The sequence below is a fragment of the Pseudomonas sp. GL_090 genome (assembly GCF_057837765.1).
The window spans coordinates 2,085,775-2,111,144 of the sequence record NZ_CM174452.1 but is presented as its reverse complement, the minus strand read 5'-3'; the positions used below and the strand labels follow the sequence as shown (position 1 = coordinate 2,111,144).

Annotated in this window: 20 protein-coding genes; 8 read left to right on the top strand and 12 right to left on the bottom strand. The window is 60.3% G+C overall.

Translation table 11 applies throughout. The features are described from left to right. Positions 1-39 precede the first annotated feature (39 nt). Both lexA and sulA read left to right on the top strand, forming a co-directional pair. The gene (gene lexA, locus AC3ITA_RS09420) at positions 40-648 is read left to right on the top strand and encodes a transcriptional repressor LexA (protein WP_007995278.1); all 609 of its coding nucleotides are present in this window, start codon (positions 40-42) and stop codon (positions 646-648) included. Between the two features lie 10 nt (positions 649-658). Beyond that, positions 659-1,135: an SOS-induced cell division inhibitor SulA gene (gene sulA, locus AC3ITA_RS09415; protein WP_007991406.1), complete on the top strand. Its 477-nt coding sequence runs from the start codon at positions 659-661 to the stop codon at positions 1,133-1,135. A gap of 93 nt (positions 1,136-1,228) precedes the next feature. On the opposite strand, the gene AC3ITA_RS09410 is transcribed toward sulA, so the two are convergent. From AC3ITA_RS09410 to AC3ITA_RS09380, 7 genes are all read right to left on the bottom strand, one after another. Beyond that, complete coding sequence (locus AC3ITA_RS09410) at positions 1,229-1,462, bottom strand: hypothetical protein (protein ID WP_046041430.1); 234 nt, start codon at positions 1,460-1,462, stop codon at positions 1,229-1,231. 94 nt (positions 1,463-1,556) lie between these two features. Beyond that, positions 1,557-2,081, bottom strand: coding sequence for a DUF6586 family protein (locus tag AC3ITA_RS09405; protein ID WP_150671813.1), 525 nt, complete (start codon positions 2,079-2,081; stop codon positions 1,557-1,559). A gap of 170 nt (positions 2,082-2,251) precedes the next feature. Beyond that, positions 2,252-4,879 (bottom strand): type I DNA topoisomerase, encoded by a 2,628-nt coding sequence (topA, locus tag AC3ITA_RS09400; RefSeq protein ID WP_095943305.1) that lies wholly within the window; start codon positions 4,877-4,879, stop codon positions 2,252-2,254. A gap of 114 nt (positions 4,880-4,993) precedes the next feature. After that, positions 4,994-5,230, bottom strand: a complete 237-nt coding sequence (locus AC3ITA_RS09395; protein WP_095943355.1) for a DUF1653 domain-containing protein — start codon at positions 5,228-5,230, stop codon at positions 4,994-4,996. A 97-nt stretch (positions 5,231-5,327) separates the two neighbouring features. Continuing rightward, positions 5,328-6,503 (bottom strand): acetyl-CoA C-acyltransferase FadA, encoded by a 1,176-nt coding sequence (gene fadA / locus AC3ITA_RS09390; protein ID WP_489280072.1) that lies wholly within the window; start codon positions 6,501-6,503, stop codon positions 5,328-5,330. Between the two features lie 29 nt (positions 6,504-6,532). Beyond that, positions 6,533-8,680, bottom strand: a complete 2,148-nt coding sequence (gene fadB / locus AC3ITA_RS09385; protein ID WP_414927951.1) for a fatty acid oxidation complex subunit alpha FadB — start codon at positions 8,678-8,680, stop codon at positions 6,533-6,535. Between the two features lie 617 nt (positions 8,681-9,297). Then, positions 9,298-9,735 (bottom strand): hypothetical protein, encoded by a 438-nt coding sequence (locus tag AC3ITA_RS09380; RefSeq protein WP_095943303.1) that lies wholly within the window; start codon positions 9,733-9,735, stop codon positions 9,298-9,300. A gap of 104 nt (positions 9,736-9,839) precedes the next feature. Here AC3ITA_RS09380 and AC3ITA_RS09375 point away from each other — a divergent pair, with 104 nt between their 5' ends. After that, positions 9,840-10,280 (top strand): universal stress protein, encoded by a 441-nt coding sequence (locus AC3ITA_RS09375; RefSeq protein WP_046041383.1) that lies wholly within the window; start codon positions 9,840-9,842, stop codon positions 10,278-10,280. A 190-nt stretch (positions 10,281-10,470) separates the two neighbouring features. Here AC3ITA_RS09375 and AC3ITA_RS09370 read toward each other — a convergent pair whose 3' ends face one another. Beyond that, the gene (locus AC3ITA_RS09370) at positions 10,471-12,390 is read right to left on the bottom strand and encodes an ATP-binding cassette domain-containing protein (protein ID WP_414927950.1); all 1,920 of its coding nucleotides are present in this window, start codon (positions 12,388-12,390) and stop codon (positions 10,471-10,473) included. Positions 12,391-12,604: 214 nt separating this feature from the next. On the opposite strand from AC3ITA_RS09370, the gene AC3ITA_RS09365 reads away from it, so the two are divergent. Beyond that, positions 12,605-14,533, top strand: a complete 1,929-nt coding sequence (locus tag AC3ITA_RS09365; RefSeq protein WP_150671814.1) for a transglycosylase SLT domain-containing protein — start codon at positions 12,605-12,607, stop codon at positions 14,531-14,533. A 107-nt stretch (positions 14,534-14,640) separates the two neighbouring features. On the opposite strand, the gene AC3ITA_RS09360 is transcribed toward AC3ITA_RS09365, so the two are convergent. Then, on the bottom strand, positions 14,641-16,422 hold the full coding sequence (locus tag AC3ITA_RS09360) for an ABC transporter transmembrane domain-containing protein (RefSeq protein WP_489280764.1): 1,782 nt from the start codon (positions 16,420-16,422) through the stop codon (positions 14,641-14,643). 251 nt (positions 16,423-16,673) lie between these two features. Here AC3ITA_RS09360 and AC3ITA_RS09355 point away from each other — a divergent pair, with 251 nt between their 5' ends. Then, complete coding sequence (locus tag AC3ITA_RS09355) at positions 16,674-16,853, top strand: PA1571 family protein (protein WP_095943300.1); 180 nt, start codon at positions 16,674-16,676, stop codon at positions 16,851-16,853. Positions 16,854-16,966: 113 nt separating this feature from the next. On the opposite strand, the gene pdxB is transcribed toward AC3ITA_RS09355, so the two are convergent. After that, on the bottom strand, positions 16,967-18,109 hold the full coding sequence (pdxB, locus tag AC3ITA_RS09350) for a 4-phosphoerythronate dehydrogenase PdxB (RefSeq protein ID WP_095943299.1): 1,143 nt from the start codon (positions 18,107-18,109) through the stop codon (positions 16,967-16,969). 242 nt (positions 18,110-18,351) lie between these two features. Between pdxB and AC3ITA_RS09345 the strand changes: the two genes are divergently transcribed. Continuing rightward, positions 18,352-19,761 (top strand): MATE family efflux transporter, encoded by a 1,410-nt coding sequence (locus tag AC3ITA_RS09345; protein WP_414927949.1) that lies wholly within the window; start codon positions 18,352-18,354, stop codon positions 19,759-19,761. A 130-nt stretch (positions 19,762-19,891) separates the two neighbouring features. Here the strand turns inward: AC3ITA_RS09345 and tusA are convergent, their stop codons facing one another. Next, positions 19,892-20,143: a sulfurtransferase TusA gene (gene tusA / locus AC3ITA_RS09340; protein WP_015095965.1), complete on the bottom strand. Its 252-nt coding sequence runs from the start codon at positions 20,141-20,143 to the stop codon at positions 19,892-19,894. A 169-nt stretch (positions 20,144-20,312) separates the two neighbouring features. Then, complete coding sequence (gene rlmM / locus AC3ITA_RS09335; protein ID WP_489280071.1) at positions 20,313-21,386, bottom strand: 23S rRNA (cytidine(2498)-2'-O)-methyltransferase RlmM; 1,074 nt, start codon at positions 21,384-21,386, stop codon at positions 20,313-20,315. Positions 21,387-21,684: 298 nt separating this feature from the next. Between rlmM and acnA the strand changes: the two genes are divergently transcribed. Beyond that, positions 21,685-24,426, top strand: coding sequence for an aconitate hydratase AcnA (gene acnA / locus AC3ITA_RS09330; protein WP_150671817.1), 2,742 nt, complete (start codon positions 21,685-21,687; stop codon positions 24,424-24,426). Between the two features lie 145 nt (positions 24,427-24,571). Continuing rightward, positions 24,572-25,363 carry a CPBP family intramembrane glutamic endopeptidase gene (locus AC3ITA_RS09325; protein ID WP_150671855.1) on the top strand — a complete coding sequence of 264 codons (792 nt, stop codon included), beginning with the start codon at positions 24,572-24,574 and terminating at the stop codon, positions 25,361-25,363. Positions 25,364-25,370: the final 7 nt, after the last annotated feature.

Here is a 25,370-nt window from a genome sequence, read left to right as displayed (position 1 = left end):
ATAATCCCAGTCACTGTATAAAAAAACAGAGCGATCGATATGCTAAAGCTGACGCCACGACAAGCAGAGATTCTGGCCTTCATCAAACGCTGCCTGGAAGACAACGGGTATCCACCCACCCGTGCGGAAATCGCTCAGGAATTGGGTTTCAAGTCGCCCAATGCGGCGGAAGAACACCTCAAGGCACTGGCCCGCAAGGGTGCAATCGAGATGACGCCTGGCGCCTCCCGTGGCATTCGCATCCCCGGTTTCGAAGCCAAGGCCGACGATTCCACCCTGCCGATCATTGGCCGGGTCGCAGCCGGCGCCCCGATTCTTGCGCAGCAACACATCGAAGAGTCCTGCAACATCAACCCTGCCTTCTTCCATCCGCGCGCCGACTACCTGCTGCGTGTCCACGGGATGAGCATGAAGGATATCGGCATTTTCGACGGCGACCTGCTGGCGGTCCACACCACCCGCGAAGCCCGCAACGGCCAGATCGTGGTGGCGCGAATCGGCGACGAAGTGACCGTCAAGCGCTTCAAGCGTGACGGCAGCAAAGTCTGGCTGATCGCCGAGAACCCCGAGTTCGCCCCTATTGAAGTGAACCTTCAAGACCAGGAACTGGTGATCGAAGGCTTGAGTGTCGGCGTCATTCGCCGCTAAAGGAGGCACCATGCAGTTCCCACAGACATCACCACAGCAAACCCAACTGCCGTTGTTCGAAGCGTTCATGGCACAGCCATTGGCGCCGATTCTGAAAGACGTAGTCGAGTCCCCCTGGAGCGCCGAACCTGACGTTTTCAGCGAGCTGTCACTGCGTGGTGCAGCCGGGAACTGCCTGAGCCTTCTGGCACCGATCCTCAGGGAATTGAGCCAGGACCAGGACGCACGCTGGCTGACACTGATCGCGCCGCCCGCCAGCCTGACTCAAGCCTGGTTGCGAGATGCCGGACTCAACCGCGAGCGCATTCTGCTGCTGCAACCGCGGGGCACCCAGAGCGCCCAGCAACTGACCTGCGAAGCTCTGCGCCTGGGTCGTAGCCACACGGTGGTCAGCTGGATCAACCCGTTGAGCCCCCAATCGCGGCAACAACTGATCAGCGCCGCCCGCACCGGGGACGCTCAGAGCCTGAATATTCGACTGGGTTAACCGGCAGGCAAGACGCGCGCTTCACCGCGCAAGGCTTCTCCAGGGACAGAGAAGCCGATGAGTAACGACATCAAGAAAAGCGACAGACGGGGGTCAATGAAGAACCCGCGACCCCTCTTCCTTGTCGAATTCGCCTTCAACCAGGCGACCTGCCATCTGAACACCCACGCTCAACATCGCCTTGGCGACTTCCACGTGCTGCCCCTGCAGGAATGCCTTGGCGTCCTCGGAGAAATCCAAAGTAACCAGAGAACCCTCGTCCTCGGCCCTGCGCAGCTCGATACGGCCGTCTGGTAACTCGACAATTTCTAGAAAGGACGTTGGCATAAAGGACTGTTCTCCACGAAAGGCGGGGATTATATAGGCATCGGCCAGGCTTCGCTCGGGATCTTGACCAGATGCCATCCCGAAACTGTTTCTGTCAGCACTCGTTCAGACCTTCGCGAAAGCGGATCGCCAATGCTTTCAGGTTCTGACGCCAGCTCTCCAGCTCCTCCCGACTCAGTTCTTGCGGCGCTTCCTCTTCATCCAGATTGACAGCCAGGATCAGGGGCTGGGTCACGTCCCCTTTCGGCTTGTGGGGCGCGCGCGGCGGCTGAAACAATGCAGCATGGGCGGCCAACAGCTTGGCCAGCCAGGTTTCCGGATTATTGGCCAGTTCGACCAGCTCAGCCATTTCCGGGATGGCGATGGTGTCCAGCACCTCGCGAGTCAGCAACAACTCCGCACGAGGCGCATTGGCCTGAGGCAAGCGATAGAAACCGGCGATCTCGTGACACAAGCCCAACAGCGCGCCGTACAGGTGAAACAGCGCGGATTCGCGCCCAGCCTGGATCAGCGCCAGCGAATTCATCGCCCGCCCTTCTTCAGTGCGGGCCAGCGCTTCGAGCGACAAGCCGGCGAAATAAATCTTCTGATTGGTGCGGGTATACAGTTCGTGGGCCATGACGGCAGCCTCCACAACGAAATAATAGCTTCATGCAGGTCATGTAGGAGCGAGCTTGCTCCGGGCGGCGTTCCGACGATGGTCGTCAACGATGACGCGGGCCTTCAGAATACCCACGTTGCTCTCACGTCCTTCGCGAGCAAGCTCGCTCCTACAGGGGTCTTGCTATCTTACGCCTTGGCAGCCGGGCGTTTATCTTCGACCGCCCACTTGCCGCCGTCGTAGAACGCTTTCCAGCCAGTCGGCTTACCGTCGACTTCGGTCTGCACGTACTGCTCCTTGGTCTTGCGGCTGTAACGGATCACTGCCGGCAGACCATCCGGATCCTTCTTCGGCGCTTCGCAGAGGAAGTGATACTTCGGATCGATCTCGTCCTTGTGCGGAATGATTTCCATCACCAGCGGAGCACGGGTCTCGCGGTTTTTCGGGAACTGACTAGCCGCCAGGAACAGGCCGGATGCACCGTCGCGCAGGATGTAGGTGTCGTTGACCTTTTCGCATTTCAGCTCAGGCATCTTCACCGGATCCATCTTCGGCGGTGCCGCATCACCGCTCTTCAGCAGTTTGCGGGTGTTCTTGCAGGTGGCATTGGTGCACCCGAAGAACTTGCCGAAACGGCCGGTCTTGAGTTGCATCTCGCTGCCACACTTGTCGCACTCCAGGCTCGGACCTTCGTAGCCCTTGATGCGATAGGTGCCCTCTTCGATTTCGTAGCCATCGCAATCCGGGTTGTTACCGCAGATGTGCAGCTTGCGCTTTTCATCGAGCAGGTAGGCATCCATCGCGGTGCTGCAGATTGGGCAGCGATGCTTGCCACGCAACACCAGCGACTCCGATTCACCCTCGTCGTCGGCAGCGATTTCGTCGCCCGGCACCAGGTTGACGGTAGCCTTGCAACGCTCTTTCGGCGGCAGGCTGTAGCCCGAGCAACCGAGGAATACGCCAGTCGACGCGGTACGGATCTGCATCGGCCGCCCGCAAGTGGTGCACGGAATGTCAGTCATGACCGGCTGATTGGCGCGCATGCCGCTTTCCGGGCTTTCGGCTACTTCGAGTTTCTTCTTGAAGTCGCCGTAGAACTCGTCGAGCACGTTTTTCCAGTCGCGTTCGCCCTGGGCCACGTCATCGAGATGCTCTTCCATGCCGGCGGTGAAGCCGTAGTCCATCAGGTTGGAGAAGCTCTCGGCCAGACGCTCGGTGACGATGTCACCCATCTTTTCCGAGTAGAAACGACGGTTGTGCAGCGCCACGTAGCCGCGATCCTGGATGGTCGAAATGATCGCCGCATAGGTCGAAGGACGACCGATGCCGCGTTTTTCCATTTCTTTTACCAGGCTGGCTTCCGAGTAACGCGCCGGCGGCTTGGTGAAATGCTGGGTCGGATCAAGCTTGATCAGCTTCATCGCGTCGCCCTGGGCCATGTCCGGCAGTACGTCATCGTCGCCCGGCTTGGCGATTTGTGGCATGACGCGGGTGTAACCGTCGAACTTCAGGATGCGGCCCTTGGCGCGCAGCTCGAAGTCGCCGGCGCCCACAGTGACCGTGGTCGACAGGTATTGCGCCGGCAGCATCTGGCAAGCGAGGAACTGGCGCCAGATGAGCTCGTAGAGGCGCTCAGCGTCACGCTCCATGCCCGACAGCTTGCTTGGCTCGGTATTGGCGTCGGACGGACGAATCGCTTCGTGAGCCTCTTGTGCGCCTTCCTTGCTGCTGTAGACGTTCGGCGTTTCCGGCAGGTACTTCTTGCCGAACTCGCCTTCAATATAGGTACGCGCCATCGCCACGGCATCCACCGAGAGGTTGGTGGAGTCGGTACGCATATAAGTGATGTAGCCGGCTTCGTACAAACGCTGGGCCATCATCATGGTTTTCTTCACACCGAAGCCCAGGCGGTTACTCGCGGCCTGTTGCAGGGTGGAAGTGATGAACGGCGCCGACGGCTTGCTGCTGGTCGGCTTGTCTTCGCGCTTGACGATGCTGTAGCTGGAAGCCTTGAGCTTCTCCAGCGCAGCCATGGCCTGGGTTTCGTTGAGCGGCTTGAAGGCTTCGCCTTTTTCGCGGGCCACGTCGAAACGCACGGTCGCACCTTTGGCGGTGCCGAGGTCAGCATGCACTTCCCAGTACTCTTCCGGGATGAACGCGCGGATTTCACGTTCACGCTCGACCACCAGCTTCACGGCAACCGACTGCACGCGACCGGCGGACAGACCGCGAGCGATCTTGGCCCACAGCAGCGGCGAAACCATGTAGCCCACGACGCGGTCGAGGAAGCGACGCGCCTGCTGGGCGTTGACGCGGTCGATATCCAGCTCGCCTGGTTTCGAGAAGGCTTCCTGGATCGCCTTCTTGGTAATTTCGTTGAACACCACGCGCTTGTAGCGGGTGTCGTCACCACCGATGGCTTCGCGCAGGTGCCAGGCAATGGCTTCCCCCTCGCGGTCCAAGTCGGTTGCGAGATAGATGGTGTCAGCATCCTTGGCGAGCCGGCGCAGCTCTTCGATGACTTTTTCCTTGCCCGGGAGGATCTCGTACTTGGCTTTCCAGCCATGGTCCGGATCGACACCCATGCGCGCGACCAGCTGCTTGCGCGCTTTTTCTTTCGGCGAGAGCACCGGACCTTCGCCCGCGGCAGCCTTGCCGCGCTTGGCGGCTGGCTCTTTGCTGGCGCTAGCCGAACCGCTGGTGGGCAGGTCTCGGATATGGCCGATACTCGACTTCACCACGTATTCGTTGCCCAAATACTTGTTGATGGTCTTGGCCTTAGCCGGGGATTCCACAATGACCAGCGATTTGCCCATGGATCAGAAAATTCCTGAATTCGAGAAGTGAAAGGCGGTTGGCGCCTGACGCGGCACCGCTATATATAGTGGCAACAAGGTGAGGTCAAGCGCAGGAATCTGCGCGCACTCAGCTTATGGCTTGTTGAAAAGGCTTTCTTCGGCCTGCACCAAAGCAAAGCGTGGCACCTGTTCACCGTCAACCTCGACGGACTCCAGGAACATGCTCAAGGGACGCACCCAAAAGCCGTAATCGCCATACAGGGCTTGATAGAAGACCACTTCTTCTTCGGTTTCCGAATGCCGCGCAACAGCGAATACGCGGTATTGCGGACCTTTGTAATGTTCGTAGAGCCCAGGTTGTATCGGCATGTTTTGGCCCTCACTGAATTTTTTCAAAATAAAAACAAAATAAATCCGGAAAAACAAAAACCGGGGCACTTGGCCCCGGCTTCCATCAACGAGACGCTTAAACGCGTTCGAAGACGGTGGAGATGCCTTGGCCGAGACCAATGCACATGGTGGCTACCCCGAAGGTACCGCCATTCTGCTTCATCACATTGAGCAAAGTGCCGGAGATACGCGCACCGGAGCAACCGAACGGGTGGCCCAGAGCGATCGCGCCGCCGTGCAGGTTAACCTTCTCGTTCATCTTGTCGAGTACTTTCAAATCTTTCAGCACTGGCAGGGCCTGTGCGGCGAAAGCTTCGTTGAGCTCGAAGAAGTCGATGTCGGAGATACCCAGACCCACGCGCTTCAATGCTTTTTGTGTGGCCGGTACTGGACCATAGCCCATGATTGCCGGATCCACACCTGCCACCGCCATCGAGCGAATCACCGCCAGAGGCTGGATGCCCAGGTCCTGTGCGCGCTGCGCCGACATCACGATCATGCACGAGGCACCATCGGTGATCTGCGACGAGGTACCGGCTGTCACGGTGCCGCCCTTTGGATTGAACGCCGGCTTCAGAGCCGCCAGGCTTTCCAGGGTGGTTTCCGGACGAATGGTTTCGTCGTAGTCGAAGGTTTTCAGGAAACCGTTCTCGTCGTAGCCCTGCATCGGGATGATTTCGTCCTTGAACTTGCCTTCCACGGTCGCCTTGTGGGCGAGTTGGTGGGAGCGCACGCCGAAAGCGTCCTGTTGCTCGCGAGTGATGCCGTGCATCTTGCCCAGCATTTCCGCGGTCAGGCCCATCATGCCCGAGGCTTTCGCCGCGTACAGCGACATGTGCGGGTTCGGATCGACACCGTGCATCATGCTCACGTGCCCCATATGCTCGACGCCACCAACCACGAAAACGTCACCGTTGCCGGTCATGATCGCTTGCGCGGCAGTGTGCAGAGCGCTCATGGACGAGCCACACAGGCGGCTGACGGTCTGGCCGGCCGAGGTGTGCGGGATCTGGGTCATCAGCGATGCCATGCGCGCGATGTTCCAGCCCTGCTCCAGGGTCTGGTTCACACAGCCCCAGATCACATCTTCGACTTCGTTCGGGTCGACCTTGACGTTTCGTTCCAGCAGTTTGCTGATCAGGTGCGCCGACATGTCTTCGGCGCGGGTGTTGCGGTGCATGCCGCCCTTGGAGCGGCCCATCGGAGTACGACCGAAGTCGACAATCACGACGTCTCTAGGATTCAAGCTCATAAGTTCACTCTCACTCTAGTTGGGGGCGCTTAACCGAAGAAGCTCTGGCCGTTCTTGGCCATTTCGCGCAGCTTCGCGGTCGGGTGGTACAGCGCGCCCAAATCAGCGTACTGGTCAGCCAGGGCAACGAACTCTGCCACACCGAGCGAGTCGATGTAACGCAGCGCACCGCCACGGAATGGAGGGAAACCAATACCGTAGACCAGACCCATGTCGGCTTCGGCGGCGGTTTCGACGATGCCGTCTTCCAGGCAACGCACGGTTTCCAGGCACAGCGGGATCATCATCCAGTTGATGATGTCTTCGTCGGTGACTTCGCGCTGCTCGTAAACGATCGGTTTGAGCACTTCCAGTACCGAAGGATCGGCAACCTTCTTCTGCTTGCCGCGCTTGTCGGTCTCGTAGGCGTAGAAGCCCTTGCCGTTCTTCTGGCCCAGGCGCTTGGCTTCGTAGAGCACGTCGACGGCCGAGCGACGGTCGTCCTTCATGCGGTCCGGGAAGCCTTCAGCCATTACGTCACGACCGTGGTGACCGGTGTCGATGCCAACCACGTCCATCAGGTAGGCCGGGCCCATCGGCCAGCCGAATTTTTCCATGATCTTGTCGATACGGACGAAGTCCACACCAGCGCTGACCAGCTTGGCGAAGCCGCCGAAGTACGGGAACAGGACGCGGTTGACCAGGAAGCCCGGGCAGTCATTGACGACGATCGGGTTCTTGCCCATTTTCTTGGCGTAGGCAACGGTGGTGGCAACCGCCAGCTCGCTGGACTTCTCGCCACGGATCACTTCCACCAGCGGCATCATGTGCACCGGGTTGAAGAAGTGCATGCCGACGAAATTTTCCGGACGCTTGAGGGCCTTGGCCAGCAAGGTGATGGAAATGGTCGAGGTGTTGGACGCCAGGATGGTGTCCTCCTTGACCTTGTCTTCGACTTCGGCCAGAACGGCTTGCTTGACCTTCGGGTTCTCGACGACCGCTTCGACCACCAGGTCCACGTGACCGAAATCACCGTAGGACAGGGTTGGACGAATGCCGTTGAGCACTTCAGCCATTTTCGCGGCGGTCATGCGACCTTTATCAACGCGGCCGACCAGCAGTTTGGCGGCTTCGGCCAGACCCTGCTCGATACCGTGCTCGTTGATGTCCTTCATCAGGATCGGCGTGCCTTTGGAAGCCGACTGATAGGCGATACCGCCACCCATGATGCCGGCGCCCAGTACAGCGGCCTGCTTCACGTCCTTGGCGATTTCGTCGTAGGCCTTGGCCTTTTTCTTCAGTTCCTGATCGTTCAGGAACAAGCCGATCAGGCTCTGCGCGGCAGAGGTCTTGGCCAGTTTGACGAAACCGGCCGCTTCGATTTCCAGCGCCTTGTCGCGACCGAAGTTCGCGGCTTTCTGGATGGTCTTGATCGCTTCAACCGGCGCCGGGTAGTTCGGGCCAGCCTGGCCGGCCACGAAACCCTTGGCGGTTTCGAAAGCCATCATTTGTTCGATAGCGTTCAGCTTGAGCTTTTCCAGCTTCGGCTGGCGCTTGGCCTTGTAGTCGAACTCGCCGGAGATGGCGCGCTTGATCAGTTCCAGCGCGGCGTCCTGCAGCTTCTCAGGATCAACCACTGCGTCGACGGCGCCGACTTTCAGCGCGTCTTCAGGACGGTTTTCCTTGCCGGCGGCAATCCACTCGATGGCGTTGTCGGCACCGATCAGGCGCGGCAGACGCACGGTACCGCCGAAGCCCGGGTAGATGCCCAGCTTGACTTCCGGCAGACCGATCTTGGCCTTGGTGGACATGACGCGGTAGTCCGCCGCCAGGCACATTTCCAGACCGCCGCCCAACGCGATGCCGTTGATGGCAACAACCGTCGGGACGTTGAGGTCTTCGAAATCGCTGAAAATCTTGTTGGCTTCGAGGTTGCCAGCAACAAGTTCTGCATCCGGCAGCTTGAAGTTGTCGACAAATTCGGTGATGTCGGCGCCGACGATGAACACGTCCTTGCCACTGCTGACGATCACGCCCTTGATCGAAGCATCTGCCTTGATGGTGTCTACGGCCTGACGCAGTTCGTTCAGGGTTAGACGGTTGAACTTGTTGACGGACTCACCCTTGAGGTCGAACTTCAGTTCGACGATGCCACTTTCAAGAGCCTTAACCGTGATGGCTTTACCTTCGTAAATCATCAACTGATCTCCACGATATGGAAGCTGAACAGTACACGTCGGACGCAGGCGAATGGCTTGGCAGGGACGTCGATCGTCAATGCTACGCCCATTCCCCCGGCACACCCGCCAACGCGATAGTCGGGATTCTGTAGGAGCGGTCTGAAATACAAACGCTCAATTCATACGCCCGTTTGATTTGGGTACGTCACCTTCACGGAATTTCCGACAATTGTCAATCGCCCGAAACACGGGTTGAAACGCGACTTTCCGGTCATATCCGTACTGCGAAGACCTTAAACACGCCGAAACATGCAAGGTCATTCATAGAATCAATTGTTAGAAAAATCGCCCTAATTCGCTGCAGCCCGTGTTTAACAAGCTACGCTGGCGGAACCAAGGGGAAAATTGTGAACGCTTTTGGCGAATGCTCAGCGTAAGATCAGCCAACACCGATTTACCGGCCTGCCTGGCCAACCCGCCCGATGATTTTGTCGGGCTTTTTATTGCCTGCGAAAAACGCCTGCAGGCGCGAGCTCGCTCGCGATGGACGTCAACGATGACGCGGGAAGCCTGGCACCCCGTGGTGCTCTCAGGTTCATCGCGAGCAGGCTCGCTCCTACAGGGGGGGGTGGGGTTCAGGCGAGGGCTTTGAGAGTGGCATCGATCCGCTGCAACACTTCGGCCTCGCCCTTCTCGCCCCAATACAAGGCGATTATTTGTTTGTCGGCCTCGACCTTGAAGACATTGCCCGGCAATTTTTCAAAATGATCGAGCAGCGTCCGATCCTCACAGATTTCCTGCCACTGATTGACCCAGACACCCGGGGATTTTTGCCAGTAACTCCAGCACGCGGGCTGAGTGCCACGCCGCGGACGATGGTACTGGGCGCAAGGGCTCGGCGGCTCCTGGCTGAGCCAGTGCGGCCACTCCTGAGGGGCCAATTGCATGGCCAGCCCGATGCGCCGGGCCTCCATCCGCAAGGCTATGCGCCCGCTCTGAACTCGCGACGGCCGCAACCATGCCAGCGGGCTCAGCACCACCAGCAGGATTGACACCACTATCCAGACCGTCATATCTGTACTCCCGAATTTGAATGAGCCCATTGTGTCACTTTGGAACCAATGCGCTTGAAACCAGCCATACTTACCAATATTGCATCCCTCAGGAGGAGCACCTCATGCCCTACAACCATATTCTGGTCGCTGTAGATCTGACCGAAGAGTGCGACCCTGTGATTCACCGCGCTCGCGAACTGTCGGTGAGCAACGGTGCGAAATTGTCGCTGGTGCACATTGTCGAGCCGATGGCGATGGCCTTCGGTGGTGACGTGCCAATGGACCTGTCACAACTGCAACAGCAGCAGTTCGATCAGGCCAAGGAGCGCCTTGACCGCTTGATTCTGAAATACCCGGAGCTCTCCAGGGAATACAGCCACCTGACCTACGGCCAGCCACGCCAGGAAATCCACCACCTGGCCAAGGAGCAAACCTGCGACCTGATCGTGGTGGGCAGCCATGGCCGGCACGGCCTGGCACTGCTGCTGGGCTCCACCGCCAATGACGTGTTGCATGGCGCGCCTTGCGATGTGCTGGCGGTGCGCCTGCAAAACAAATCCTGACAACACCTCCCTGTAGGAGCGAGCCCGCTCGCGATGAACCCGAGAGCGCCACGGGGTGTCAGGTTCCCCGTGTCATCGTTGACGACCATCGCGAGCAGGCTCGCTCCTACAGGGGATCGTTTCGATCCAATTTCATATGAAAAGCCCGGCGCTCATCACTGAACGCCGGGCTTTTTTGTTACCGGATCAATCAGGCATCCAGCTCGGCCCAACGCTCGACCATCACGTCGAGCTCAGCCTGCAACTGCTCCAGCTGAGCAATCACCGCAGCCGTTTCGGCAGCAGGACGCTGATAGAAGCCCGCATCCGCCATTTGCGCTTCAACGACGGCAATCTGCTGCTCCATGGCTTCGATCTGCCCCGGCAACGCTTCCAGCTCGCGCTGCAATTTGTAGCTGAGCTTTTTCTTCGCCACTGGCGCTTCGACGGCTGCCGCAACCGGCGCAGGCTCGGCCTTCACCACTGCGGAGTTCAAGTCGGCCTTGCCGGACTTGCTCTCGGTCACGCCCAGCAGGCGCGGCGAGCCGCCCTGACGCAGCCAGTCCTGATAGCCACCGACATACTCGCGAACCTTGCCTTCACCTTCGAAGACCAGGGTGCTGGTCACCACGTTGTCGAGGAATGCCCGGTCGTGGCTGACCATCAGTACGGTGCCGTTGAAGGTCAGCAAGACCTCTTCGAGCAACTCGAGGGTTTCAACGTCGAGGTCGTTGGTCGGTTCGTCGAGTACCAGCAGGTTCGCCGGCTTGCTGAATAGCTTGGCCAGCAACAGACGGGCACGTTCACCACCAGACAGCGCCTTGACCGGCGTGCGGGCACGCTGCGGGCTGAACAGGAAGTCGCCGAGGTAGCTCAGCACGTGGCGGCTCTGGCCGTCGATATCGATGAAGTCGCGACCTTCGGCCACGTTGTCGATCACGGTTTTTTCCAGGTCCAGCTGATGGCGCAACTGGTCGAAGTAGGCGACATCGATTCGGGTGCCCTCTTCCACTTTGCCGCTGGTCGGCTGCAAGCCGCTGAGCATCAGCTTCAGCAACGTGGTCTTGCCGGTACCGTTGGCGCCGAGCAGACCGATACGGTCGCCGCGCTGCAGCACCATGGAGAAATCCTTGATCAGGAACGGCCCGCCCGGGTGAGCGAAGCTCACGTTCTCGAGCACCATGACCTGCTTGCCGGACTTGTCGGCGGTATCCAGCTGAATGTTGGCCTTGCCGGTACGCTCACGACGCTCGCTGCGCTCGACACGCAAGGCTTTCAGTGCACGGACACGACCTTCGTTACGGGTACGACGGGCCTTGATGCCCTGGCGAATCCACACTTCTTCCTGGGCCAGGCGTTTGTCGAACAGCGCGTTGGCAGTGGCTTCGGCAGCGAGCTCAGCTTCCTTGTGCACGAGGAAACTGGCGTAGTCGCCGTTCCAGTCGATCAGGCCACCGCGATCCAGTTCGAGGATGCGGGTGGCCAGGTTCTGCAGGAAAGAACGGTCGTGCGTGATGAACAGCACGGCGCCCTGGAAATCCTTCAGCGCTTCTTCAAGCCAGGCGATGGCACCGATGTCCAGGTGGTTGGTCGGTTCGTCGAGCAGCAGCAAGTCCGGCTCGGACACCAGGGCCTGGGCCAGCAGGACGCGACGACGCCAGCCGCCGGACAACTCGGCGAGGGTCTTGTCGGCCGGCAGCTGCAGGCGGCTCAGGGTGCTGTCGACGAGGGTCTGCAAGCGCCAGCCATCGCGGGCTTCGAGGTCGTGCTGGACGTGCATCAGCTTGTCCAGATCGGCGTCGGTGACGATGTTCTGGCTCAGGTGGTGATATTCGGCGAGCAAGGCGCCGACGCCGTCCAGGCCTTCGGCCACCACGTCGAACACTGTCCGCTCGTCGGCCACCGGCAATTCTTGCGGCAATTCGCCGATCTTGAGCCCGGGCGCGCGCCAAACGGAGCCGTCATCGGGCTTCTGGTCGCCCTTGACGAGCTTCATCATGCTGGACTTGCCAGTGCCGTTGCGGCCGATGATGCACACCCGCTCACCACGGGCGATCTGCCAGGACACCTTGTCCAACAACGGCATAGCGCCGAAAGCAAGGGACACATCGCTGAATTTGAGCAGGGTCATGAGCTTCTCCAAAAACCGGGCGCGCATTCTACCTGACTTGAGGCTTCAGAAGGCCGGCAATTTCACTCTCGTAGCACTCTGCATGACAAATGTTGCGAACTGATGCGGGAAGACCCGCAAAGCTTTCACCGGCTGCTGGCAAAAGGCTAAGCTACAGGCAATTCAGCGCGGGCCAGGCCCGCGCTTGTCATGATTTTCTCTGCCCGGATGTCTCATGCGCAGTCGCCTTTTCAATCTTTTATCTGCTTTTTTACTGTCTGCCGCTGCCGTCCAATCCGCTCAGGCGGTGGACCTGTCCACCCAACGCCAGTATTACGATGAAGCCAAGCGTGCCCTGGCCAAGGGCGATAGTGGCCCGTATTTCCGTTACAGCCAGGCCCTCGCCGATTATCCGCTGGAACCGTACCTGGCGTACGACGAGCTGACCGCGCGCCTGAAAACCGCGAGCAACGCCGAAATCGAGAAGTTCCTTGCCGAACACGGCGACCTGCCCCAGGCCAACTGGATGAAGCTGCGCTGGTTGCGCTGGCTGGCGGACCGTGGCGACTGGGCGACCTTCGTCAAGTACTACGACCCGAAAATGAACTTCACCGAACTGGACTGCCTGAATGCGCAGTACCAGATCAGCCACAACCTCAAGGCCGAAGGGTATGCCAACACCGAAAAGCTCTGGCTGACCGGTAAATCCCAGCCCGAAGCCTGCGATGCCCTGTTCGGCATGTGGGCCGCCGATGGCCAGTTGACCGAGCAAAAGCGTTGGGAACGCGCCAAACTCGCCGCCCAGGCGCGCAACTACCCACTGGCCAACAGCCTGGTCAACGGCATGTCCACCCTCGCCCCTCGCGGTCGCTTGCTGGTGGACGTGGCGCAGAAACCGGAACTGCTCAACCAGCCGTCACGCTTCACCCCGGCCGATGAAGCCATGTCCGACGTGGTCAGCCTCGGCCTTCGCCGCCTGGCCCGCCAGGACCCGGACAAGGCCATGAACCTGCTCGACGGCTATGCCAGCAGCATGCATTTCTCCCGGGATGAAAAAGTGGCGATCGCACGGGAAATCGGGCTGACCCTCGCCAAACGTTTCGACGGTCGAGCCCTGGACGTCATGACCAAATACGACCCGGAGCTGCGCGACAACACGGTTTCGGAATGGCGCTTGCGCCTGCTCCTGCGCCTGGCGCGCTGGGACGATGCCTATCAGTTGACCCGTCGCCTGCCCCAGGACCTGGCCACCACCAACCGCTGGCGTTACTGGCAGGCCCGCACCCTGGAGCTGGCGCAACCGCAGAATCCGGAAGCCCAGACCCTTTATCGAAGCGTGGCTCGTGAGCGCGACTTCTATGGATTCCTTGCGGCGGATCGCTCGCAATCACCCTATTCGCTGAACAACAAGCCGCTGGTGATGAGCCAGGCGCTGATCAATAAAGTGCGCAACACCCCCGGCATACGTCGCGCCCTGGAGTTCCACGCTCGCGGGCAAATCGTCGACGGTCGCCGCGAGTGGTACCACGTCAGCCGCCACTTCAGCCGCGACGAGATGGTTGCCCAGGCCAAATTGGCGTACGACCTGAAATGGTACTTCCCGGCTATTCGCACCATCAGCCAGGCGCAGTATTGGGACGATCTGGATATCCGTTTCCCGATGGCCCACCGCAACACGCTGGTGCGTGAAGCGAAGAATCGCGGCCTGCATCCGAGCTGGGCGTTCGCCATCACTCGCCAGGAAAGCGCCTTCATGGAAGATGCCCGCTCCGGGGTCGGCGCCTCGGGCCTGATGCAACTGATGCCCGCCACCGCCAAGGAAACCGCACGCAAGTTCAGCATCCCCTACAGCTCGCCACAGCAACTGTTCGACCCGGACAAGAACATCCAGCTCGGTGCCGCTTACCTGAGCCAGGTACACAGCCAGTTCAACGGCAACCGCGTCCTCGCCTCCGCCGCCTACAACGCCGGCCCCGGCCGCGTGCGCCAATGGCTGCGCGGTGCCGACCACCTGAGTTTCGACGTGTGGGTAGAAAGCATTCCGTTCGACGAAACCCGCCAGTACGTGCAAAACGTGCTGTCGTATTCGGTGATCTACGGTGAGAAGCTCAACTTACCGCAGCCGATCGTGGACTGGCATGAGCGGTATTTTGATGATCAATGACCGGTAACGCCGGTGCTCTAAAAAATGCCCGCATCAAACGATGCGGGCATTTTTTTTCAGGGGCTTTGAAGGCGCAAAGATCAAGAGATCGCAGACTGCGGCAGCGCCTACAGTTCGGTGGCAACCTTGCCGTCACTGAACTGCAAAGCCGCCAGTCGCGCATACAACGCGTTGCTGGCAATCAGCTCCTGATGCGTGCCCACCGCTACCAGCTTCCCCTGATCCATCACTGCGATGCGATCGGCGTTTTTCACCGTGGCCAGGCGATGGGCGATCACCAGGGTGGTGCGGTTTTTCATCAGGCTCGGCAGCGCCTGCTGGATCAGGTGCTCGCTCTGGGCGTCGAGGGCGCTGGTGGCTTCGTCGAGGAGCAGGATCGGGGCGTCCACCAGCAGCGCGCGGGCAATGGCCAGGCGTTGACGCTGGCCGCCGGACAAGCCGAGACCGCCGTCACCCAGATGAGTCTGGTAACCATTGGGCATGGCTTCGATAAAGTCATGGGCGTAAGCGATTTTTGCCGCTTCCTGCACCTCGGCCAAGGTCGCCTGCGGATTGCCGTAGCGAATGTTTTCTTCAATGCTGCCGAAAAACAGCGCCGGGGTTTGCGACACCAGGGCGAAACAGCGGCGCAGGTCCAGCGGATCGAGTTGAGTCAACGGCACGCCATCGAGCAGGATGCGACCCTCGGCGGGGTCGTAAAAACGCAGCAGCAAGTCATACACCGTGGATTTGCCGGCCCCCGATGGCCCGACCAGCGCCAGCGTCTCACCGGCATTGACGGTCAGGCTCAACCCGTCGACGGCATAACTTTCCGGGCGCGACGGGTAGGAAAAACGCACATTGTGCAGTTGCAGTTGGCCATCGACCCGCTCCGGCAGTTTTACCGCGCCCGCCACCGGCGGCAGGATGATGTTTTCCGAACGCAGCAACTCGGCAATCCGCTCGGCGGCGCCGGCTGCCCGCTGCAACTCGCCAATCACCTCACTCAACGTGCCGAACGCGCTGCCGACGATCAGGCTGTAGAACACGAACGCCGCCAGTGCGCCGGCGGAAATTCGCCCGGCGATGACATCCATGCCTCCAACCCAGAGCATCACCCCGACCGCCCCCAGGACCAACACGATCACCAGGGTAATCAGCCAGGCCCGCTGGAAGATGCGCCTGCATGCGGTGTTGAACGCCTCTTCCACCGCCACGGCAAACCGGCGCTCGTCCTGGGACTGATGGTTGTAGGCCTGCACGGTCTTGATCTGCCCCAGGGTTTCCGACACATAGCTGCCGATGTCGGCAATCCGGTCCTGACTCAAGCGTGAGAGGTTACGCACCCGGCGACCGAAGATCAGGATCGGCGCGATCACCAGAGGCAAGGCAACCACCACGATGCTCGTGAGCTTGGGGTTGGTAATGAACAAAAGGACGATCCCGCCGACCACCATCAGCAGATTGCGCAGGAACAACGATAGCGAAGAGCCGATGACCGATTGCAGCAGCGTGGTGTCGGCGGTCAGGCGGGACTGGATTTCCGAGCTGCGATTGTCTTCGTAAAACCCCGGGTGCAGATAAATCAGATGATTGAACACGTTGCGGCGGATGTCGGCGACGCAGCGCTCGCCGATCCACGACACCAGGTAAAACCTCGCAAAGGTTCCGATGGCCAATCCCGCCACCAGTAACATGAACAGACCGATGGACTGGTTGAGCAGATGCGGTGACTGGGTCATGAACCCGTCGTCCACCAGCAGGCGGATACCCTGCCCCATGGACAAGGTAATACCGGCGGTGGCGATCAACGCCAGCAAGGCGCCAAAGGCCTGCCAGCGATACGGCGCGATGAAGCGACTGGCCAGGCGAATGGCACGGCGGTGGCGGGCAGAGAGCATCGTAATCATCCTGGACAAGGCGGTCATTAGGGTCAGCCTATACCGCTCAATGGGGTGGCTCGCTGCAAATCACAATGAGTCGGGTTAATTATGTCCACCAACACTAGAGGCTAGACACTATTGGTCTAAAGTTCGGGTAGCCAGGCGAAGGCATTTCTGCTGGACTGGTTCTGTCCCCCCGGAAAGATCGCAGGGAGTTGTCATAGCCCGGTCACCTGGCGGTTCTACAGTAAGCTAACAACCTGATGAGGAGACAGGCCATGTCCTTGCAACACAGCAGCGATGACAAAATTCAAGTGATCCGCACGCAACCAGACCAGTCTCTGGGTTGCTCGATTATTGACGAGCAGGGTCGCGAAGTACCGATCACTGAAAAGATGATCCAGAAAGCTTGCAGCGAACTGGAAAAGCGATTGGTCAAACCTGCCGAACAAAGGTGATATAGCCACCGTCTTCTTGACCCGGCCCATTGTTGGCCGGGTTTTTTATGCCTGCTTATCCAATCCGGCTCCTGTGGGAGCGAGCCTGCTCGCGATAGGGCCGCCACGGTCTATCAGATTGCCGTCGCCCCCAGCGCCGCCACAATCCTCTGCAACTGCGGCGCATCCCCCTCGATCCGCACCTGCAATCCATCGATCTCGCGGCGCGACGGGTATTGCTTGCGCAGCACATCGAATGCCGCTCGCTGCTCGCTGACACTGCCGACAAGGCTGCGACGGAAATCGGCATCGTCACGTCGCGGGTCATACACGCCACGGCACAGCATCGCCAACGCCCAGGCCGGATCGCTTTGCGCATTGAGGGTCACGTGCGACAGCCACGGTGCCGGCAGCAAATCGCCCAGGCTGACGCGGGCCGGTTGCCCGAGGAAATCGCAATACGCCTGATAAATCTGCGCGGTACCCCGCTGCTTGCCGTCGAGGCTGTAACCGGCAATGTGTGGCGTTGCCAGCACGCAGAGTTCGGCCAGCGCCACGTCGACTTCAGGCTCGCCTTCCCAGACATCGAGCACCGCTTGCAGGTCTTCGCGCTCCAGCAGCACGTCGCGCAGGGCCGCGTTGTTGACCACCGGCCCGCGACTGGCATTGATCAGCCAGGTGCCGGACCTGAGCTGGTTCAGACGTTTTTCATCGAACAAGTGCCAGGTCGATTGCTGACCCTGTTTCGTCAATGGCGTGTGCAGGCTGATGACATCGCATTCATCGATGATCTGCTCGAGGCTGACGTAATCCCCCCCTTCCGCAGCTTGCCGAGGCGGATCGCACACCAGCACCTTCCAGCCCAGGCCTTGCAGGACCTTGACCAGCCGTCCGCCCACTTCGCCGGCACCGACCACACCGTAGGTGCGCCGGGTCAGGTCGACACCCTCGATTTCGGCCAGGGTCAGCAGGCTGCCGAGCACATAGTCGACCACGCCTCGGGCATTGCAGCCCGGGGCGCTGGACCAGGTGATACCGGCCTGCTGAAAATAATTCAGGTCCAGATGATCGGTGCCGATGGTGCACGTACCGACAAAGCGCACCTTGCTGCCCTCAAGCAGCGCGCGATTGACGTTGGTCACCGAACGCACCAACAGCACATCGGCCTGCTCGACCGTGGCACGGTCGATGGCGCGACCCGGCACCCGGCGGATTTCACCGAAACCTCCGAAGAAGGCATCGAGCAGGGGGATATTTTCGTCGGCAACAATCAGCATGGCAGGCTCCTTTGGCGGATCGGCAGTTTAGGCGTAGATGGCCGTTGTGAGCCAGCAAGCATTGCGCGTCCTTTGTGGCGAGGGGGCTTGTCGGTTCGGCGCTCCGACAGGCCCCCTCGCCACAAGGAATCGTTTCGCACTCAAACTTTGATTACAAATCCACAACACGGGTCTTTTCCTGACTGGCGCGTCAACGCGTAGAATGCGCGCCTGTGCTTCGCAAATTTTTGGACGTTTCGCCCTTGAACTCCGTAACCGACCACCCTACTGCCCTCCCCCTTTCCCGCCCGGCCCGGATTCGCCTGGAGCTCAAGACGCTGCTTGGCCTGGCGCTACCGATCATGATCGCGCAGCTCGCTACTACGGCGATGGGTTTCGTCGATGCGGTGATGGCAGGCCGATTCAGTCCTCGCGACCTCGCGGCGGTTGCCTTGGGCAACTCGATCTGGGTGCCGGTCTTTCTGCTGATGACCGGCACCCTGCTGGCCACTACCCCCAAAGTCGCCCAGCGTTTCGGGGCCGGCACTCACAGTGAAATCGGTCCACTGGTTCGACAGGCGTTGTGGCTGGCATTGCTGGTCGGGCTCTTGGCAACGACTGCATTGTTGAACGCCGAACCCATTCTGCACATCATGAAGGTTGACCCGCAGCTGATCGGCCCGTGCATGCAATACCTGAACGGTATTGCCAGCGGCCTTCCCGCCACAGCTTTTTATTGCGTATTGCGCTGTTTCAGTGACGGTCTGGGCCGCACCCGCCCGGCCATGGTGCTTGGCCTGTGCGGCCTGGCCCTGAACATTCCACTGAACTACATCTTCATTTATGGCCACTTTGGCGTCCCGGCCATGGGTGGCGTCGGCTGCGGCTGGGCCACTGCCATCGTGATGTGGGTGATGACCTTGGGCATCGCCGGATGGGAACGCTGGGCACCGGCTTATAAATCGAGCCAATTGTTCAGCCGTTTCGACTGGCCGCAGTGGTCGGTGATCAAACGCCTGCTGGGCATCGGCCTGCCCATCGGCATCGCGGTATTCGCCGAATCGAGCATCTTCGCCGTGATCGCCCTGCTGATCGGCAGCCTCGGCGCCACTGTCGTGGCCGGACACCAGATCGCACTGAACTTCAGCTCACTGGTGTTCATGATCCCCTACTCCCTCGGCATGGCCGTGACGGTTCGGGTCGGCCAGGCCCTCGGACGCCAGGAACCGCGCGAGGCACGCTTCGCGGCCGGGGTTGGCATGGGCACCGCACTGGCCTACGCGTGTCTTTCGGCGAGCATGATGCTGTTGATGCGCGAACACATCGCCGCGATCTACACCGCCGACCCGACCGTGATCCGAGTGGCGGCGATGCTGATTGTGTATTCGGCGCTGTTCCAGTTTTCCGACGCGATCCAGGTGACCGCCGCCGGTGCATTGCGCGGTTATCAGGACACCCGGGTGACGATGTTCCTGACATTGTTCGCGTACTGGGGTATCGGTTTGCCGGTGGGTTACGCCCTCGGCCTGACCGACTGGTTCGGTACACCGAGTGGCCCGAGCGGGCTGTGGCAGGGCTTGATCGTGGGCTTGAGCTGCGCGGCACTGATGCTGTCGTTTCGCCTGACGCGCAGTGCGCGCAAACGGATTCGTATCAGCCGCTCGGCGGGTTGACTTGCGAAAATTGTAGGAGCGAGCTTGCTCGCGAAGGTCGTGAACGGTAACGCGTAAAACCAGATGCCCAACGGCGCTTTCGTTTTTTTCGCGAGCAAGCTCGCTCCTACAGTTGCGTCATGATGCGAACTTAAACGGACTTCTTGCGAATCCAGTAGAGGTAGGTGCCTTCCTCTTCGTGCTGCGCCACCAGTTCATGGTCGAGAAACACGCAAAACTTGGGAATGTCGCGACGGGTCGACGGATCGGTGGCGATCACCTTGAGCAGGCCGCCGGGCACCAGGTCACGGATGTGCTGGTGCAGCATCATCACCGGCTCGGGGCAGTTGAGGCCGGTGGCATCGAGGGTGCCGTCTACCGGCGTATCAAGCATTTCACTCATGATTCACTCCTGAAACTGGCCGGCATTGTCGCGCATTGCCGGGTGTAACGTCATCTGTGGCACCTGTGGGAGCGAGCCTGCTCGCGATGGCGGTGGGTCAATCAACAAAGATGTTGAATGTAATGGCCTCATCGCGAGCAGGCTCGCTCCTACAGGGGGTTGCGGTGTTTCAGCGGGATTTCGGCTTCTTCACATCAATCCGACGTAAATGGCAGGTCACTTCCTCACGGTCGTGGTACAGCTGCTTGCAGCCGATCTCGACCTTGATGCCCCGGGCCTTGAAGCCATCGGCAATGCGCTCGAGCAAGCGCTTCACTTCGGCGTAGCGCTGTTTCATCGGCAGCTTGAGGTTGACCACCGCCTCGCGGCAATGGCCGTCGCCGATCCACTCTTCCAGCATCGCGGCGTTGCGTGCCGGCTTCTCGACGATGTCGCAGACCATCCAGTCCACCGGTTGCTTGGGCTTGAAGGTGAAACCGTCAGCCATCAAATGCTGCACAAGACCGGTATCCATCAGGCTTTCGGCCATCGGGCCGTTGTCGATGGCGGTCACCAGCATGCCGCGGTTGACCAGTTGCCAGGTCCAGCCACCGGGGGCGGCCCCGAGGTCGACGCCGGTCATGTCACCATGCAGCCGCTCGTCCCACTGGTCGCGCGGGATGAAGTGGTGCCAGGCCTCTTCCAGCTTGAGGGTCGAACGGCTCGGCGCCTCGCGGGGGAACTTCAAACGGGGAATGCCCATCGGCCACATCGCCGAGTTGTTCGACTCCGCCAGCCCCATGAACACTTCGCGGCCGCTCTTGAAGGTCAGCAACAGACGCGGCTTGTGGGCATCTTCCACCAGCTTGCCGGCCGCCATCAGCGCCTTGCGCAGGTGCACTTCGAATTTCTTGCAGAAGTTCGACAGTTCCTTGCCGTCATTGGTGTCGACCATTTCCAGCCACAGGCTGCCGCACAGCGGAAAGTCCGCCATATGCGCCAGGATCACGCTGATGCGGTCGGTTTCCGGCAGATCGATGAAGATTCCCCGGGCCCACTGGCGCGGGAAGATCAGCTCGGCGAAACGCTGCCCGCGCATCAGGCGCTCGGCGCCGTCTTCTTCGGTGCAGACGAATTCGGCGCAAGCCGTGGCGGCCTTGGCCTTGGCATAACCGGCTACGCTCAAGCGCGCGGCGAGGTCGGAAATCTCGGAACAGACTTCGCCTTCGAAGCCCGGCCGGCAATGCATGAATAGGGTGTTCATTCTTACTCCTAGACCCTGTAGGAGCGAGCTTGCTCGCGATGGACTCAAGGGCGGCGCGTTTACTCAGGAAACACGCGTTATCGTTAACGTCCATCGCGAGCAGGCTCGCTCCCACAAAGAGAGACCGCTTGCGTTGAAGCAAAGCCTGTCACGAAAACCGGCGCATGATAGCCGAGATCGGAACCTGGAGCTTGTCCATAGAGTCCAGTTATTAGCCAGCTACTGAAAACAGGGCTAGGTTTAATGTTCTGCCCGTCCCCTCAGTCCGTAGCCGTGCGGACTCAAAGGAGTGATCGCAATGCCGTCCCTCGATAGCCTGAAAACGCTCAAGACCTTGCAAGTCGGCAACAAGACCTACCACTACTTCAGCCTGCCCGATGCCGCCAAAAGCCTGGGCGATCTGGACAGGTTGCCGATGTCGTTGAAAGTCCTGCTGGAAAACCTGCTGCGCTGGGAGGACGAAAAAACCGTCACCGGCACCGACCTCAAGGCGCTCGCCGCGTGGCTCAAGGAGCGTCGCTCCGACCGCGAAATCCAGTACCGCCCGGCGCGGGTGCTGATGCAGGATTTCACCGGCGTACCGGCGGTGGTCGACCTGGCCGCCATGCGCGCGGCGATGGCCAAGGCCGGCGGCAATCCGCAACGGATCAATCCGCTGTCACCGGTGGACCTGGTAATCGACCACTCGGTGATGGTCGACAAGTTCGCCAGTAGCAGCGCCTTCGAGCAGAACGTCGACATTGAAATGCAGCGCAATGGCGAGCGCTATGCGTTCCTGCGCTGGGGCCAGAGTGCCTTCGATAATTTCAGCGTGGTGCCGCCGGGCACCGGGATCTGCCACCAGGTCAATCTTGAATACCTCGGCCGAACGGTCTGGACCAAGGACGAGGACGGCCGCACCTACGCCTTCCCCGACACCCTGGTGGGCACCGACTCCCACACCACCATGATCAACGGCCTCGGCGTGCTTGGCTGGGGCGTCGGCGGTATCGAGGCGGAAGCGGCGATGCTCGGGCAACCGGTGTCGATGCTGATTCCGGAAGTCATCGGCTTCAAACTCACCGGCAAGCTCAAGGAAGGCATCACCGCCACCGACCTGGTGCTGACCGTGACCCAGATGCTGCGCAAGAAAGGCGTGGTGGGCAAATTCGTCGAGTTCTATGGCGATGGCCTCGCCGACCTGCCCCTGGCCGACCGTGCGACCATCGCCAACATGGCCCCGGAATACGGCGCCACCTGCGGTTTCTTCCCGGTGGACGACATCACACTGGAGTACCTGCGACTGTCCGGCCGCCCCCTGGAAACGGTGCAACTGGTGGAGGCGTACAGCAAGGCCCAGGGCCTGTGGCGCCTGCCCGGCCAGGAACCGCTGTTCACCGACAGCCTGGCACTGGACATGGGCAGCGTCGAAGCCAGCCTCGCCGGACCAAAACGCCCACAGGACCGGGTGTCGCTGCCCAACGTTGCGCAAGCGTTCAGCGACTTCACCGACCTGCAATTCAAGCCCACCAGCAAGGAAGAAGGCCGCCTGGAAAGCGAAGGCGGTGGTGGTGTTGCCGTCGGCAATGCCGATATGGCCGGTGAAGCGGATTACGATTACGAAGGCCAGACCTATCGCCTGAAAAACGGCGCCGTGGTCATCGCCGCGATCACCTCCTGCACCAACACCTCCAACCCCAGCGTGATGATGGCCGCCGGGCTGGTGGCGAAGAAGGCTGTGGAAAAAGGCCTGAAACGCAAACCCTGGGTGAAGAGCTCGCTGGCCCCCGGCTCGAAAGTGGTCACCGACTACTACAAGGCGGCCGGCCTGACCCATTACCTCGATGAACTGGGTTTTGCCCTGGTCGGCTATGGCTGCACCACTTGCATCGGCAACTCGGGACCACTGTCGGAACCCATCGAGAAAGCCATCCAGCAAGCGGACCTCACCGTGGCCTCCGTGCTCTCGGGTAATCGCAACTTCGAAGGCCGGGTGCATCCGCTGGTGAAAACCAACTGGCTGGCCTCCCCGCCGCTGGTGGTGGCCTACGCGCTGGCCGGCACCGTGCGCACCGACCTCAGTCGCGAGCCGTTGGGCGAGGACAAGGATGGCAACCCGGTTTACCTGCGGGACATCTGGCCCAGCAGCAAGGAAATTGCCGACGCCGTGAATCAGGTCAACACCGCCATGTTCCACAAGGAATACGCCGAAGTGTTTGCCGGTGACGCGCAATGGCAGGCGATCAAGGTCCCGCAGGCGGCGACCTATGTCTGGCAGGACGATTCGACTTACATCCAGCACCCGCCGTTCTTCGACGACATCGGTGGCCCGCCGCCCGTGGTCAAGGATGTCAACGGCGCCAGAATCCTCGCACTACTGGGCGACTCGGTGACCACCGACCACATCTCCCCGGCCGGCAACATCAAGGTCGACAGCCCGGCAGGACAATACCTGCGCGACAAAGGCGTGGAGCCGCGGGACTTCAACTCCTACGGTTCGCGGCGCGGCAACCATGAAGTGATGATGCGCGGCACCTTCGCCAACATCCGCATACGCAACGAAATGCTCGGCGGCGAAGAAGGCGGCAACACTCGCTACATTCCCACCGGGGAGAAAATGTCGATCTACGACGCCGCCATGCGCTATCAGGCTTCAGGCACGCCGCTGGTGGTGATCGCCGGCCAGGAATACGGCACCGGCTCGAGTCGCGACTGGGCCGCCAAGGGCACCAATCTGCTGGGAGTGAAAGCGGTCGTCGCCGAAAGCTTCGAACGGATTCACCGCTCCAACCTGGTGGGCATGGGCGTGCTGCCGTTGCAGTTCAAGCTGGATCAGAACCGCAAGACGCTGAACCTCAATGGCAGTGAAAACCTGGACATCCTCGGTTTGACCGGCGTCGAGCTGACGCCACGGATGAACCTGACGCTGGTCATCACTCGCGAAGACGGTAGCAGCGAGAAGATCGAGGTGTTGTGCCGCATCGATACGCTCAATGAGGTGGAGTACTTCAAGTCCGGAGGGATTTTGCATTACGTGTTGCGGCAGTTGATTGCCTCCTAGGCATGCGCTGATACAAACGCCGCCTTCGGGCGGTGTTTTTGTTTGTGACCACCCCACTATAATCTCGCTCTGCTTGATGTTGGCCCGACACTCGCTACCACTGGGGGCTGGGGGAATCCACAGAATTTCGACACAAGGACTTTCAATGTTTGCTCTGCCAAGGACTTTTCTGGCCCTCCTCTCCATCGGCTACTACTTGGCACTGGACTTCAGCAGTATGAGTTGGCCGGCGGCGATTCCTATTGTTTTGCTGTTGGTTTCCGGTTTTGCCGCTAGCCAGCAAACGCTTCAGTTCGGTCGATACGTAGGCCATGGCCTATTCATAATTCTAGCTCTGACCCTGGCGACGCATTGGTGGCCCGATTTCTACAACGGCCCAATCATCGCCACGCAGCGTTTCACCGACGACGCAGTGCCATTTACCATGTACGCAAACCTTGACAAACCCCTGATCGGATTTTGGCTGTTACTGGTCTGCCCATGGCTTGTCGGTCGGCGCTCGTTTCGATCGATCCTGTTTGCCACCGCACTGGCGCTACCCCTGAGTGCCGTGCTGGCCTTGGGTGGTGCGCTGTTGCTGGGTGTCGTCGCTTGGGCACCGAAATGGCCGGATGCCGCCTGGTTTTGGCTGCTCAACAATCTGCTGCTGGTGACACTGGTCGAGGAGGCGCTGTTTCGCGGCTACATCCAGAGCGGCCTGAGTCGCTGGCTGAAAAATCTGCGTCATGGTGAAAACTTTGCGCTGCTCCTGGCTTCGCTGATCTTTGGCCTGGCGCATGCCGGTGCTGGCTGGCAATGGGTCCTGCTGGCCAGCCTGGCCGGGATCGGCTATGGCCTGGCCTACCGTTTTGGAGGACTGACAGCAGCCATCGCTACTCATTTTGGCCTGAACCTGCTGCACTTCGGTCTGTTCACCTATCCGATGCTCGCCAGCTGACGCAAGG